10 protein-coding genes and 1 pseudogene are annotated in these 13,568 nt (G+C 58.4%); 6 read left to right on the top strand and 5 right to left on the bottom strand.

Features of this window, described 5'->3' with window-relative positions; all coding sequences use genetic code 11:
- Nucleotides 1-44: 44 nt before the first annotated feature.
- The 3 genes from N6V40_RS16530 to N6V40_RS16520 are packed head-to-tail and all read right to left on the bottom strand — an operon-like array spanning nt 45 to nt 4,278.
- Nucleotides 45-2,954 (bottom strand): FtsX-like permease family protein, encoded by a 2,910-nt coding sequence (locus N6V40_RS16530; protein WP_131090264.1) that lies wholly within the window; start codon nt 2,952-2,954, stop codon nt 45-47.
- Nucleotides 2,955-2,956: 2 nt separating this feature from the next.
- A complete protein-coding gene (locus tag N6V40_RS16525) occupies nt 2,957-3,682 on the bottom strand; it encodes an ABC transporter ATP-binding protein (RefSeq protein ID WP_131090263.1) in 726 nt (241 codons plus the stop codon).
- Nucleotides 3,679-4,278: a PadR family transcriptional regulator gene (locus N6V40_RS16520; RefSeq protein ID WP_131090262.1), complete on the bottom strand. Its 600-nt coding sequence runs from the start codon at nt 4,276-4,278 to the stop codon at nt 3,679-3,681. Before N6V40_RS16520 ends, N6V40_RS16525 begins: the two co-directional genes overlap by 4 nt.
- 224 nt (nt 4,279-4,502) lie before the next feature.
- Here N6V40_RS16520 and N6V40_RS16515 point away from each other — a divergent pair.
- The 3 genes and pseudogenes from N6V40_RS16515 to N6V40_RS16505 form a co-directional block, all read left to right on the top strand.
- Nucleotides 4,503-4,820, top strand: a pseudogene (locus N6V40_RS16515) (hypothetical protein); the annotation flags it as partial.
- A gap of 982 nt (nt 4,821-5,802) precedes the next feature.
- The gene (locus N6V40_RS16510; RefSeq protein ID WP_262198281.1) at nt 5,803-6,393 is read left to right on the top strand and encodes an MFS transporter; all 591 of its coding nucleotides are present in this window, start codon (nt 5,803-5,805) and stop codon (nt 6,391-6,393) included.
- Entirely contained in the window at nt 6,390-7,163 is a 774-nt protein-coding gene (locus N6V40_RS16505) for an MFS transporter (protein WP_262198279.1), read from the top strand. Before N6V40_RS16510 ends, N6V40_RS16505 begins: the two co-directional genes overlap by 4 nt.
- A gap of 82 nt (nt 7,164-7,245) precedes the next feature.
- On the opposite strand, the gene N6V40_RS17805 is transcribed toward N6V40_RS16505, so the two are convergent.
- Entirely contained in the window at nt 7,246-7,752 is a 507-nt protein-coding gene (locus N6V40_RS17805) for a substrate-binding domain-containing protein (RefSeq protein WP_257746328.1), read from the bottom strand.
- A 123-nt stretch (nt 7,753-7,875) separates the two neighbouring features.
- On the bottom strand, nt 7,876-8,253 hold the full coding sequence (locus tag N6V40_RS16495) for a LacI family DNA-binding transcriptional regulator (RefSeq protein WP_396268059.1): 378 nt from the start codon (nt 8,251-8,253) through the stop codon (nt 7,876-7,878).
- Between the two features lie 197 nt (nt 8,254-8,450).
- Here N6V40_RS16495 and N6V40_RS16490 point away from each other — a divergent pair, with 197 nt between their 5' ends.
- The 3 genes from N6V40_RS16490 to N6V40_RS16480 all read left to right on the top strand — a co-directional run bounded on the left by N6V40_RS16490 (nt 8,451) and on the right by N6V40_RS16480 (nt 13,475).
- Entirely contained in the window at nt 8,451-10,703 is a 2,253-nt protein-coding gene (locus N6V40_RS16490) for an alpha-L-rhamnosidase (RefSeq protein WP_315973815.1), read from the top strand.
- 292 nt (nt 10,704-10,995) lie between these two features.
- Entirely contained in the window at nt 10,996-13,269 is a 2,274-nt protein-coding gene (locus N6V40_RS16485) for a glycoside hydrolase family 3 N-terminal domain-containing protein (RefSeq protein ID WP_131090259.1), read from the top strand.
- Complete coding sequence (locus N6V40_RS16480) at nt 13,266-13,475, top strand: hypothetical protein (protein ID WP_131090258.1); 210 nt, start codon at nt 13,266-13,268, stop codon at nt 13,473-13,475. Before N6V40_RS16485 ends, N6V40_RS16480 begins: the two co-directional genes overlap by 4 nt.
- Nucleotides 13,476-13,568: the final 93 nt, after the last annotated feature.

The raw sequence follows: 13,568 nt of genomic DNA, 5'->3' as shown, positions 1-13,568 counted from the left end.
CTCGGGCCATGCGCAATTCATCGGGTGGGTTAGTAGCGATCCGTCTAGGCCAGCGTCCTGTGCCGCAAAACGTGTAGCCTTCCCTTGGTCAGCAACCATGCCATTGCAGAACCTATACAGGGGACAACTAGCAGCATGATCATCAACTGCGTCCACGGAATGACTAGTGCCATGTCCCGGAAGAGCAGCTGCAGTGTTCCTGTAGCAACAATGCCAGCCACAATTCCAAACAGCGTGCCGATTACGGAGGTCAAAAACAGCTGCGCCGCTGACAGCGACTTGCGTAGCCGTGGATCTGCGCCGATGCTGGCCAAGACCGAATGGTCTTCGCGTCCATCGGCCAACGCCAACCCGGCGGTAATACCCGTAGCACTGAATGTGACCAAGGCGGAAACGCCAACCAGCAGCCACAAAGCAGAGGTCACGTTGGAATTCGGTCCGGTTTCCAGTTTTTCTGGTCCGTAGTTTTCTCCTGCTACCTCACTCAGTGCGGTCAGTAGCGTGTCGTTGACTGCATCACTGGGAACTTCGTTCAGAGATAGCAACACCAGTCGCTCATCGTAAGGCATCCCAATTCTTGAAGCAGTCTCCGGCGAAATAACCGCGTAGTAGGGGATGGGTTTGGTCGGTTCTTCAACGGTGGCCAACAACGGGAAACTGTGTTGGGGACTGAACGAGGTCCGTAGTGAAGACATTTGCTCGGCGGTATCTACCGATTCTTGGGGCTCGGCATTAGCGTCGTAGGAAATCAACGTTGTTGTCTCATCCGCGTTCAGATACACCGGATTGCTAACTACCGCCCCGCCCGAGGTCAAAGTTTGCAACGCTTCTGGGCTGGCTTTTCGTCCGAGCAAGGTTTCTAGGGTTTCTTCACCTCCGACAACGATGGTGGGAAGGCTACTGGAACCAGAATCATTGGCCATGGATCCCCGACACCGCCAATCTTGCAGATCAATAGGTTTCCCATCGGTAGCTACGAAACATTGATGGCCAACGGGTTCCTTGAGTGCCCACGTCGAACAATCTGGAGAATGCATGATTCCATCGATTTCAACGGAGTTTGGATCTAGTCCGGCGCATTCGTTCTGGTCGAAAGCACCTTGGATGGTTGCGGCGCTAGTGCCTTCTCCCAAAACCTTGAGCGCAGCACTCGACAATTCCTCGGCATTGATCTTTCTAGTAGCGAGCGCGTCGGAAGATGCCGTTCCCATAGCGCCGATGGAGCTAGGTGAATACTCAAAAACCGTCAGCGGCAACGCCATTTGGTTGAGGTTGTAACTCCACTGGTAATTATCGTTCTCAGTATGCGAAGAACTCGACCAGTAGATCAATATGGCACTAGATAGTGTTGCAGCTGCAAGTACCGCGGCTACGGCGGGGACGGTTCTTCCGGTGTTCCTAGCAGAATCGCGGGTCGCCAAACGTAGTGGAAGCGGAAGCCAAGCCGATTTTGCAGCCACTAGCCTGAGCAACGGGGCTGTCAGCAAGATGAGTGAGCTGATCAATCCGATACTACTCATAATGACCAAGGCCAGGGCAAGGTAGCTGCGTAGTTCAAAATCGTGAATGATCTCAAACAGGGACAGCGAAGCGGATAACGCCAGCAACAAGAGTGATAGAGCCAGCCAGAATATACCCCGCCGCAGACTCTTGCGACTGTGATTGCTGGTTGTTCGGCCCGACTTGAGCGCAACATTCAAAGCTTGGTTTGCCACCATACGGGCGGGACCGTAGGCGGAGAGAACACCGGCGATAAGTGCCAGCAGGACGACTCCAAGCATCAGTGGCCAGGGAATGTGCAGCCAAAGCAGGTTTTCTCCGTTGTGGAGTTTCCAAAGTACCCAGGCAATGCCCACGCCCGTGCCGGCCAGCGCACCAGCGATGCCTCCGATCAGGCCCAGCCATAGGCCACTGGCGCTCACCACGGATTTGAGGGTACCCGCTTCGGCACCTGTTGCCGCAAGCAGGGCAAGATCTTGCTGCTGCTTACGAGTGCCTACCGCGAATGCTGCACCGGCCAGCAGCCCCACTTCCAACATCGCCAGAGAGGCGATCGAAGCGCCCGTCATGATGAGGTCGAGGCCATTGCCGCTCGGCGCATCCGCGAAGTCCTTCGCTGATGCTCCAACTTGTTCGGCAGGTGGGGGATTGCGCAGCAGTTCGGCGGAGGTCAGAATTGCTCCGCGTTGGTTCAGTTCGGTGGCCAGCGCCCAAGTGGCAGGTTTCTGCCCGAGAAGGTAATACTTGGTTTCATTGGGGCCGAGCACAAAGTTCTCTGGTAGGTCGTTCGCCGCGGCAAAGAACGTAGGAAACGAATCGTTGGAATTGCTATCGCGCACCATACCGACCATGGTGAATTCACCGGCATTGGTCGAGAATCGATCGCCTAACTGCAGGTCGAATCGTTGCATGAAGCCGGGGGTTCCGAAAGCTTCCATGTTGCTGGTGGCTTTGCGCCCTTCAAGCAGCTTGTATTTCCCATCGAAAGCGGGATTAAGGACGTCTCCGATGACCGCGCCGAAACTTAATGTAGCGTGCTCGCGTTCGGTCGTCAGGCTGATGCTACTCAGGGGCAGCACGTCGTAGTCAGGTAGTACCAGATCTTTGAAATCATCTAGAGTTCCGTTGCGTTGTCCAGATTCTGCGTCAGCATCGCTGATAACGCTACTCAAATCACCCTTGGGACTCTGGGAGATACCGGCGAGGTCCGAGTATTGGAGGCTGACGCGACCGGCGGTCTGGCCAAATTCGTTGGTTATGGTTTCTTCGGTGCTGGGCATCTTGCTGAATCCGGCGACAAGTGCAGCCGAAATCATCATGATGGGCACAGCGATGAGCGCCGCAATAAGTGTTGAACGGCCACGATGTCTTTTGATATCTCGCCAAGAGATTCGAAGCGCGAGTTTTAGTTGCTGTTTTTTGGCACGATGTTGTGGTTCAAGGTTCAGTGACATGATTAGTTGGCAGGAAGCTCCAGTAGATCTGTAGGATCATAGGATTGTGCTGCCTGGTCTACGATTCTTCCGTCCTTGAGAAAAAGTACCCGGTCAGCCCAACCGGCATGTCGGGCTTCATGGGTCACCAAGACAACCGCGCAACCGGCGTCTGCTCGATGACGCAGTACTTCCATGATTCCGTCGCCGGAGGCCGTATCTAGCGCACCGGTTGGTTCATCGGCCAGAATCAGGCGGCGCTGGCCAACTATGGCACGGGCGATGGCTACCCTTTGACGTTGGCCCCCTGAGATTTGGTCCATGAATCGGTCCGCCAGTTTGTCGATGCCCACGGAACGCAGTGCGTCCATGGCTTGGCGACGGGCTTTGCGGGACGGCACGCCATCTAGCTCTCTGGGCAAAGCGACATTTTCTACCGCCGTCAAAGACGGCACAAGATTGAAATCTTGAAAGACGTAGCCGATAGCTCGGCGACGAAGGCGTGCCAGCTCATTGATGTTCAGCGCACCCAATGGCGTGTTTTCAACGTAGATATCACCGCTGGTGGCTTTCTCTAAACCTCCTGCCAGGGTCAGCAATGATGATTTGCCGGAACCTGAAGGGCCCATCACTGCAACAAACTCGCCAGCAGACACGTCTAAGTTGATATCTCGTAGAGCACCCACGGAGTTCGCTCCGTTGCCGTATGTCATGCAGACTTTGCGTAGCTGTAGGACCTGATCGCTCATCGCGTCGGCTCCTTCGTCGCATTGGTCGGTTCTGCAGCGTGGGAGGCAGGACTCTTTGAGGTGCGGAAGCGATGTTTGCGCAGCCAGCCTTCGCAGTGATCAAGCCAGCGGATTTCGGCCTCTGCGCCAAAGACCAGTGAATCCAGCACGAGAATCCAGGCAACATCTTGCGAGTCATTGGAGTCCGACTTCGCTGCTTCACGGCGCTGCCGGGTATAAGTCTGCAAGTTGCGCATCGAAGCAGTGCGTTGCGCCTGCAAGAGCATTTCTACGTCCACATTGTCTAGGGTCATTGCCAGGGACAACTTGATGGCCAGTTCGTTGCGGGGTGGATTAGTTGCAACAACGGGCGCGGCAAACCACTGGGAAACTTCGGTCTTGCCCGACGCGGTGATTCGGTAGACCACGTGACCTTCTCCGTCATCGCCGTCCTTGACGGCTAAGCCATCGCGCTCCAGCCGGTCAAGGGTCGTGTAGACCTGTCCAATATTCAGTGGCCAGGTGGAACCGGTGCGCTCTTCAAACTCGCTGCGTAGTTGGTATCCATACATCGGCTGGTCGTGTAGTAGGGCAAGAAGAGAATGTCGGATAGACAAGGGACCTCCGAAGAGTGCGAGGGGACATGTAATGTTTACATACTGAGTATACGTTAAACATAGATACTGAGTATGCAAATGAGCAGTACCGCCACTTCGCTCGCTAAAAACTGGAGAAATATTGTTGAACAACATCTTGCCAAGGTTGTTCAATAATCTGTAATGTCTTGTGCGTTACATTGATTCTGTGACAGCTGTCACCACTATCGCATTGGCATGTCACCATGGCACTTCCTGAGTCAAAGACTGAAATGAGCCCCAAAGCTCGGCGCACCGCCCTGCTGGGCGCTATGTTCTTGATGGCCACCAGCGCTATCGGCCCTGGATTCATTACCCAGACCACCGAATTTACGGTGAAAATCGGCGCGGCCTTCGCCTTCGCTATTGTTGTGTCGGTCCTCGTCGGCATCGCGGTACAGGTAAACGTCTGGCGTGTTATTGGCGTCTCGGGCATGCGCGCTCAAGAACTTGGCAATAAGGTTCTGACTGGTGTGGGCTGGTTCTTGGCAGTCCTTGTCTTCATCGGAGGCATGGTCTTCAACTGATTTCCAACCGTGTTCTTTGGCGAGCTGATACGCCGTCGTCAGTGAGGCGCCAATGGCTTGGGCAGCGTCTTTGACGAGTTGAGTTCGGTCGAGGACTTCGTTGAAGCGTTGCTTCTCGTCTTCAGTGAGTCTTGCTCTTCGGGTTCGTGGTGGGGTGGACGGTGTTGGGTTTGGGGTTAAATGAGGCACGGTCGTTGCAACTGCTGATTGTTCAGGGTGTTGCAACGACCGTTAGAGCCCGCCACCTTACTCCTGAGGGAAGGCCAGCAATTTTCTTGATCGTAAAGTGATAGGTCCTCTTTTTGCGGTCACCGAAGTTTACTGAACCGGTGGTCTTCGTGGAAACTGTTTTTGTCGGGAGGAGGGCGCCTCGACAATCCGCCAGGTCTACGGTAACGCTTCCGACGCTTTTCTGCATTCCCCAAGTTTCTGAGGAAGTTTTGAAAGTTGTTTTGGTTGCTACGGAATCAGTATTTCGGTCATTCCAGCTACGAGACGAAAATCCGGTGAGTGCATTGGTGATGGATGGACTTCATGACCCCTCGGCCAATGACGGTGCCGCGGGGATGATAACCAGCCCAGCAATTAGTGCGGTTACTAGTGAGAGTTTTCCTCTAAATTTCATGATATACCCGCATTTTCTTGTTGCAGCCACCACCGCACGTCAAGAAACTCTAAGCGATGTGCAGTAGAAGCTTAAATCAGGGACGTATTAAACAAGTTATCGTAACAATCTGATCTGAGCTGATTTGATTTCATCAAGCAGGTCGTTATTTCTTGTCAAAACGGATGCCGAAGACGCTTTCAATGATGCCCTGGTGGTACCGTCACGGTTTGTTTTGCTTTCAGGACTTGCGCGCGCAAGTGATAACGGTTACAGTCGATTCAACTTGCGCGTGCAAGTTGACGCACACGCCGTAGATAATGTCCTGCAATCCGCACTGTGCTTACGCGGCATCTCTTTGACAATGGAGTCCCTATGACCACGCCCTTCAATCCAGGCTCTCAGTCCGAGGAGCCATCGACTGTGCTCTCCGCGCCCCTTCCTGCGCCGTCCGGCGCGCACCAAGAAGGTACTCGTACGGTCACGGGCCTCATCCGTCCCTCTCAAGCGTCACGTTCCTACATTTGGCTGCTCGTCCTCGCCCAGTTCGGGATTTTCGTAGCGTTCATTACGCCGATCGCCATCTCTCTCGCGGTGCGAGTGAGTGCACTGGCACCCGGTTTCGAAGAGCGGTATCTGGGTTACATCACCGGGGCCGCTTCCATTGTCGTAATGGTCATTACTCCGATCGTCGGAATCCTCAGCGACCGCACGCGCTCGCGCCTAGGTCGTCGACGCCCTTGGATCCTCGGTGGAATGCTGGTTGGGGTGGGGTCACTGTTCGTTATGGGCCTGGCCCCGAACGTACTCCTTCTGGGCGCGGGTTGGATCCTGGCACAGATTGGGTGGGGGCAGGCGTTGGCCATCCTCACCACCTCGATGGCAGACTCCTTCCTGAGCATCAGCGCGGCAGGGTCGCAGGCCTCGTCGGCTTCGCGACGCAGGTCGCACCCGTCGCCGGTGTGATCATCGCCGGAAGTCTCGTTGCCGATTCGCTCCTGCTGTTCTTGGTCCCCGGCATGGTGGGCGTATTGTTCCTTACGCTCTTCCTGTTCTTCTCCCGCGAGCAGGACAGTCGCCAGATGATCATCTCCGGGGTTCTCACCATCAGAACGACGTTCCGTAAGTACTTGTTCAACCCCGCGAAGTACCCCGACTTTTCACTCGTATGGACAGGTCGATTCTGCTTCTATTTCGGTCTAACCCTGAACACGGCCTTCACCGCCTTCTTCTTCGCAGCCCGCCTGAAGATCAGCGTCGAAGAAATTGCCGGCGTGCTCGCGACTCTGAGCTTGGTTGGCATCGCCGCGACCACGATCGGTGCGATCGGTGGCGGCTTCCTCTCCGATAAACTCCGTCGCCGTCGGCTCTTCGTTCTCGTGGCATCCGTAATCTTCGCCGTGGGAGTCGTGACTGAAGCCGTAGCGACGGACATCACCATGCTCTTCGTCGGATCGCTCATCGCGTCAATAGGCATCGGAGCGTTCTCTGCTGTAGATCAAGCGCTGCTCTTGGATGTCCTTCCTGAGCGTGACACCGATGCTGGCCGATTCATGGGAATCGCCGGATTCGCCACCGCCATCCCCCAGGCGATCGCACCGTTCATCGCTCCGCTCATCCTTGCCATCGGAGCGAGTTCGTCCGGGGGCAAAAACTACACCCTGCTCTACTTCATTGCCGGAGCGATCACCCTGGTCGGCGGAATTATTGTGATGAGGGTTCGGCAGGTTCGCTAATTAGATAACGCAGGCAGGGCCCGCAACGATCGTTAAACTCACCGACTTCGTTGCGGGCCCTGCCAGTTTGTCGTCCTGTCAGCTACTCCTGTGTGGACGGACTCACGGAGGTCGATTCTCGCGAGATCAACGTCACGGCGGAGGTCTGCTCCCAGTCTGGCGTCGGCGTCCCGTCCAGTGCATGAATGGCCAGAGCCGCGAGATAGTGCCCCAGTCCTGTCGAGTCGATCTGCACGCTGGAAATGCGAGGCTCGAACATTAATGCCGTCGGGGTATCGTCGTGGCCGACGACGGAGAGGGACCGGGGTACAGCGATTCCTGCACGTGCGGCGGCACCGATGATTGCCGCCGCGACATCATCATTGAAGGCCACCACGCCCGTGATGCCTGCGTCGACCCATGCCTGGACTGGCGGGTCGAGCTCGGATCCCACGCAGACCGGCTCGAGCGTTCTTGGAGCTTCGAGGCCGAGATTGACGGCCGCTGCTGTGGCCGCCGCTTCTCGCGCGTCCGCAAGTTCAACGAGTCGCGGGTCGCCGGGTCGGGCAAAGCCGAGTCGCCGGTGGCCGAGTTCATGAAGATGTTCCACCTGGAGTCGGGGACCCCCTCGGAATAGCGGGTATTCGATGCCTCATCTGGGTCCGGGATGATGCGTTCGACGCCAGCTTCACGCATAGAGCGGATCAGGGGGCCGGGAATCGGAGTAGGCCCATCACGACATCTGGCTGCAGCGTCTCCCATAACGGACGGGAGCGCGCCCCTCGTGTGGCGTGAAAGTGATCAAAGTGTATCCATGCTCGTCGAGGGCTTGGGTCGCCTCATCGATGTTCTCTCGCAGGCTGTGTTCGATGGGCCAATCCGGAAGAACGAGCAGCACGAGATGGCTCCGTCCGCTAGCCAGCGCTCGCGCAGCGATGTGAGGCCGATACCCCAAGCGCCTCGCCTCTGCGAGCACCCGCGCCGTGGTCGCTGGGGAGATCGTCTGCCCGGGGGTCTCGTTAAGGACGAAGCCCACCGTCGCTCGGGATACCCCGAGAGATCTAGCGATATCCGCCGCGGTAACCCGTCGTCCTGATGACTGCGATGCCACTGTCACTCCTTCGTTTCACGGCGTTTTCCTCCCTAAGTCCATCACACTTCCCTCCTTTTTTGATGGATTGACTTGTGCGCGCTAGCTCACGTGTTATGGTTGAGCGTAACTAGCTCGCGCTAGTTGAAATTTCTGACAACGGAGTCTCGGTAGCCCGACTATCGAAGCTCTCATCTGTAAGGAGCGCCGTTCAGGTGATGACCGAGTCCAGTTCTGCCGTTTTCGTCAGCCCTCCCTTTGCGCAGGGAGCTGTTGGTGAGCCTGCGTCGTATCTTCGGAAGGAGTTCGTCGCGCTGATGGCACCCCGTCGCGCGACGCTCCGCTCGACTGCAGTGGGGCTCATCGAGCCGCACCTCAATGGTGCCGTCGTCGGTGATGAGGTGCTCGCTCCCGGGTGGACCTCCTATCATCACCGGCTCATCGTGAGCACTCACGATGTCACCGACCGGATTGTTGTCGGTGCGAATACTGTCGCGGCTGTGCTGGGTGAAGGATGGGCAGTTGGTCGTCTGGGATGGGAGGGGCGACGCCATCACTATTCCGATCGTCCTGCGGCGTGGTTCGAACTCGAACTCGAATATGACGACGGGAACCGGGAAGTGATCGTCAGTGACACATCGGTCACCGCCTCTCGCGGCGGGCTTGGTGCGAACAGCATCTACGACGGCGAGACCTACGACGCCCGAAGCGAGCCTGCTGGGTGGGACCGCTCAGGCTTCGATGACAGCGATTGGGTGCAGGCTGAAGAATTCGACTGGCCGCTTGAAGCTCTGGCTGACCCTATCGCGCCGCCGATTCGACGCATCGAGGAGCTGTCTCCTGTGGCAGTTCTCCGCACGCCCAGCGGAAAACTCGTCGTCGATTTTGGGCAGAACATCTCGGGCTGGGTCCGGCTAACCGTCGATGGAAATCGCGGAGACACGATCACACTGCGTCACGTCGAGGTAATGGTGGACGGGGAGATCGAGGACGAGACCTTGCGCACGGCCGCCGCGACAGACACCTACATCCTCCATGGTGACGCGCCGGAGACGTGGGAGCCGCGATTCACCTTCCACGGTTTCCGCTATGTCGAAATCGACGGGTGGCCAGGTGAGCTCTCGTCGGACGCGATCCGAGCGGTGGTCATCCACTCCGATATGACTCGCACGGGATGGCTGAAGACCTCCAACCCCCAACTGAACCAGCTGCACTCGAACGCAGTGTGGTCGATGCGCGACAACTTCGTGGGCGTGCCCACCGACTGCCCGCAGCGGGACGAGCGTCTGGGGTGGACAGGGGACATCAACGCGTTCGCTCCGACTGCCGCTTTTCTCTACGACGTACGTGGTGTGCTCGGGTCCTGGCTCAGAGATCTCGGAATCGAGCAGCAGGAGAAAGGATTCGTGCCATGGGTTGTACCTGATGTCCTTTCTACGCCCTCCTCTCCGACAGCCCTGTGGAGCGACGTCGCAGTGAGTCTTCCGTGGGCGCTCTATCGTGAGTACGGCGACCAGCAGATCCTCCAGGACGCGTACGACTCGATGAGCACCTTCATCCGTCAGGTTGCTGGACTTCTCGATGATGAGGGCTTGTGGAGTACCGGATTCCAGTATGGGGATTGGCTTGATCCGGACGCGCCGGACGATAATCCTTCGGGCGGGAAGACTGACCGTCACTTGGTCGCCGCAGCCTATCTGTGCCGTACCACGCGAGAGATGGCAGACACCGCGCGCATCCTCGGGCGCACCGAGGACGCGGCGGAGTTTGAAGCCCTCGCTGATCAGGTCCGTGCGGCGTTCTGCCACGAGTATGTGACTCCCAACGGCCGTCTGGCCTCAGAGACCGCCACAGCGTATGCGTTGGCGATCTCCTTCGGCATCCTCGATGAAGCGCAAAGGGAGCATGCCGGTGACCGGTTGGCGGCGCTTGTCGCACAGGCCGGGTACCGCATCTCCACCGGATTTGCCGGAACTCCGTTGGTGACCGATGCTCTCTCCTCGACCGGGCACCTAGCTGAGGCGTACCTCCTGCTGTTGGAGACGGAGGCACCATCCTTCCTCTACCCGGTGACCATGGGGGCTACGACCATCTGGGAGAGGTGGGACTCGATCCGTCCGGATGGCAGCATCAACCCGTCCGGGATGACGTCGCTGAATCACTACGCACTCGGCGCGGTTGCCGACTGGATGCATCGAACGATCGGCGGTCTCTCGGCGATCGAACCGGGGTATCGGCGGATGCGAATCGCCCCACAACCAGGTGGAAATCTCACCCACGCCGAACTGACGCACACCATCGCTGCGGGCGAGGTTCGCATTGCTTGGCGCATCGAGGACACGCAAGTCTGCGTCGAGGTGAGCATCCCCGCAAACACCACCGCTGAAGTCGTGCTGCCACTGCACACCGATTCGCAGGTCGTTGAGATCGAAGGGGAGAACACTCGTGGAGTTACGAGATTAATCCGGTGATGCGCCCCGTTCTCAGCCTGGACTCCACGCTGCGTGAAGTGTCGGATGACCCGGCCGGATGGCGCCGCTTCACCGAGACCTTCGCGCGCCACTACCCGGGTGTGCCCTTGGACGGGCGCGCCCCCGAGGCGACAGGAATGTCGATCCGCACGATGCTTGAGTATGTTCCCGGTGCCTCCGAGAAACTCCGCGCCGAACTTGCCGCCGCTCTTGAAGGAGCCAACAAGTGAACACCTCGCACTGCACTGTTCACCGTCACACCGTCCCATCTCTCGACTCCGTGGAGGAACCGATGTCTGCCCTGCCTTACAAGAATCCTGATCTCTCGGTCGAAGAGCGTGTCGAGGACCTGCTTTCGCGCCTGAGCGTCGAAGAGAAAGCGGGGCAGCTGACACAGTACTTCTACACCGGCGACGGAGAACCGCTCCCGGAGGACTTTGATATCGAGTCGCTTCCGCCGGAGCACAGGATCCACGTCGAACTCCCGGCGCTCATCGAAGCGGCGATTCGCGAAGGTCGAGCCGGGTCTCTGCTCTTCCTGCGAGATCCCGCGCTGAGCAATCGCATGCAAAGGTACGCAGTGGAGGAGTCGCGCCTGGGTATACCCCTGTTATTCGGCTTCGACGTCGTCCACGGCTGGCGGACGATCTTCCCTGTGCCGATCGCTCTGGCCGCGACGTGGTCGGAGTCGAGTGTGGAAGCAGTGCAGGCAGCTGCGGCGCGCGAAGCGCGTGCCGCCGGGGTGCACTGGACGTTCGCGCCGATGATCGACATCGCCAGGGATCCACGGTGGGGCCGCATCATCGAGGGCGCAGGGGAGGACCCCGTGTTGGGAGCGGCGATGGCCGCGGCACAGGTGCGCGGTTTCCAGGGGGATCTTGGCGCTGACAGCATCTTGGCCGGGCCCAAGCACTTCGTCGGTTACGGTGCCGCTCGCGGCGGGCGTGACTACGACGACGCCGAGGTGTCGGAGAATGAACTCTGGAACGTTCACATCCCACCGTTCCGGGCGGCCATCGAGGCCGGGGCTGCGAATGTGATGAGCGCCTACATGGACCTCAACGGTGTTCCGGCCTCGGCGAACAGGACGCTGCTCACCAGTATTCTTCGCGACCAGCTCGGCTTCGAAGGATTCGTCGTGTCGGATGCTAACGCGGTCCGCTCGCTCGCCGTTCAGCACTTCGCTAAGGACCAGACCGACGCCGCGATTCGGGCGCTCGGTGCCGGACTGGACATGGAGATGTGCATGTTTGAACCGGCCTTCGATAATATCCCGCAGGCGGTGGCCGATGGCAGGATCAGTGAGAGCGCGCTCGATGAAGCAGTGCGCAGAGTGCTCAGAGCGAAGATTCGACTGGGCCTGTTCGAGAGTCCCTACGCTGAGGAGGAACACACCGCCTCCGTGCTCGCTGCACCTGAACACAGGGAGCTGGCCAAAACGGTGGCGGAGGAGTCTATCGTGCTCCTCAAAAACGATGACTTGGCACTTCCCCTCGACTCGAGCGCTTTGGGACGCATAGCGGTGATTGGCCAACTCGCCGACAGTCAACGCGAAGTGCTCGGGCCTTGGGTTTTCGATCAGGACACGAACGAGACCGTCACGATCGTCGACGCACTGCGCGCCGCACTCGGGGACGCGAGAGTCGGCTACGAGGCAGGAGCAGGAATACCGGAAAGGATCCATCCGTCGATGTTCGACGTGCTTGACACCACTGTCGAACGCACGCCGCCAGACTACGACGACGATGCCGCCATCGACCGCGCGATCGCGCTCGCGGAGGCCGCAGATGTGGCGATCGTTGTGGTCGGACAGCGACAGAACCAGATCGGGGAGAAATCATCCACTAGTACTCTGGATCTGCCCGGTCGCCAACTGGAGCAGTTGCAGCGTATCCATGCCACCGGCACCAAGGTCGTGGTGGTGGTCGTCTCCGGCCGGCCATTGGATCTTCGTTGGGCTGATGAGAATGTCCCAGCGATCGTGCAAGCGTGGTACCCGGGAACACGTGCCGGTGAAGCGATCGCGTCGGTGCTCACAGGCGCGACCAGCCCCGCGGGTCGTCTGCCGTTTACCTGGCCTAGGCATGTAGGTCAGGTGCCGTTGATCTACGCGCACAACCGCACTTTCATTCCGGAAGAGCAGAATGCACGGTACTTCGAAGAGTCCAATGCACCGCTGTATCCGTTCGGGCACGGCCTGTCCTTCTCCTCTTTCAAATACAGCAGTCTTCGTATCGAACGACCGGTGATCGCCAGGGGCGAGTCGACCACGGTGAGTGTCGATATCACTAACATCGGGGATCGTGACGCCGACGAAGTCGCACAGTTGTATATTCACCAGCGGTACGGAACGTCCTCTCGTCCTGTTCGGGAGCTGAAAGGCTTCGCCCGGCTCTGCCTCGCTGCCGGGGAATCGCGTCGGATCGAGTTCATTCTTGGGCCGGACCAACTTCAGTATTGGAGCGCGGTCACGTCGTCGCACATCCAGGACGTCACGACGTTTGATATAGGCATCGGCGGCGACTCCACCGCGCCGTTCACAGCGTCTGTCGAAGTGACGTCGTGACTACTCAAACCGCCATCCTCGGCAAAACAATCATGGCGACAGGAACCGTCTGTCACTGTCGAGCCGGTCAATCATCGGCAACTGCAGAACCTAGCCCAGAACGCTCACGAACCGCTTCCGGCGACACCGCTGGAAGCGGAGACTTCACTGGGCCGGTTCTTGGCCAATCACGAGTTGAAATGGCTGCGGAACGCGATGTCCTGTGACCGGAAAACCAGCAACGAAAGGCAGTCATGACCCGCTCTTCTCTCAACTCCGATTGGTCTTACCGGCCGAAGACCAGCATATTCGCGGATGTG

Source organism: Glutamicibacter sp. M10, from assembly GCF_025452055.1.
Taxonomy (GTDB): Bacteria; Actinomycetota; Actinomycetes; order Actinomycetales; family Micrococcaceae; genus Glutamicibacter.
Note: the sequence above shows the minus strand (reverse complement) of the source record. Positions and strands in the feature narration are given on the sequence as shown.

Excerpts from the sequence above, each read along its gene's own strand:
- N6V40_RS16485 (WP_131090259.1), top strand. The coding sequence starts at position 10,996 with ATGTCTGCCCTGCCTTACAAGAATCCTGATCTCTCGGTCGAAGAGCGT.
- N6V40_RS16525 (WP_131090263.1), bottom strand. The coding sequence starts at position 3,682 with ATGAGCGATCAGGTCCTACAGCTACGCAAAGTCTGCATGACATACGGC.
- N6V40_RS16510 (WP_262198281.1), top strand. The coding sequence starts at position 5,803 with ATGACCACGCCCTTCAATCCAGGCTCTCAGTCCGAGGAGCCATCGACT.
- N6V40_RS16490 (WP_315973815.1), top strand. The coding sequence starts at position 8,451 with ATGACCGAGTCCAGTTCTGCCGTTTTCGTCAGCCCTCCCTTTGCGCAG.
- N6V40_RS16530 (WP_131090264.1), bottom strand. The coding sequence starts at position 2,954 with ATGTCACTGAACCTTGAACCACAACATCGTGCCAAAAAACAGCAACTA.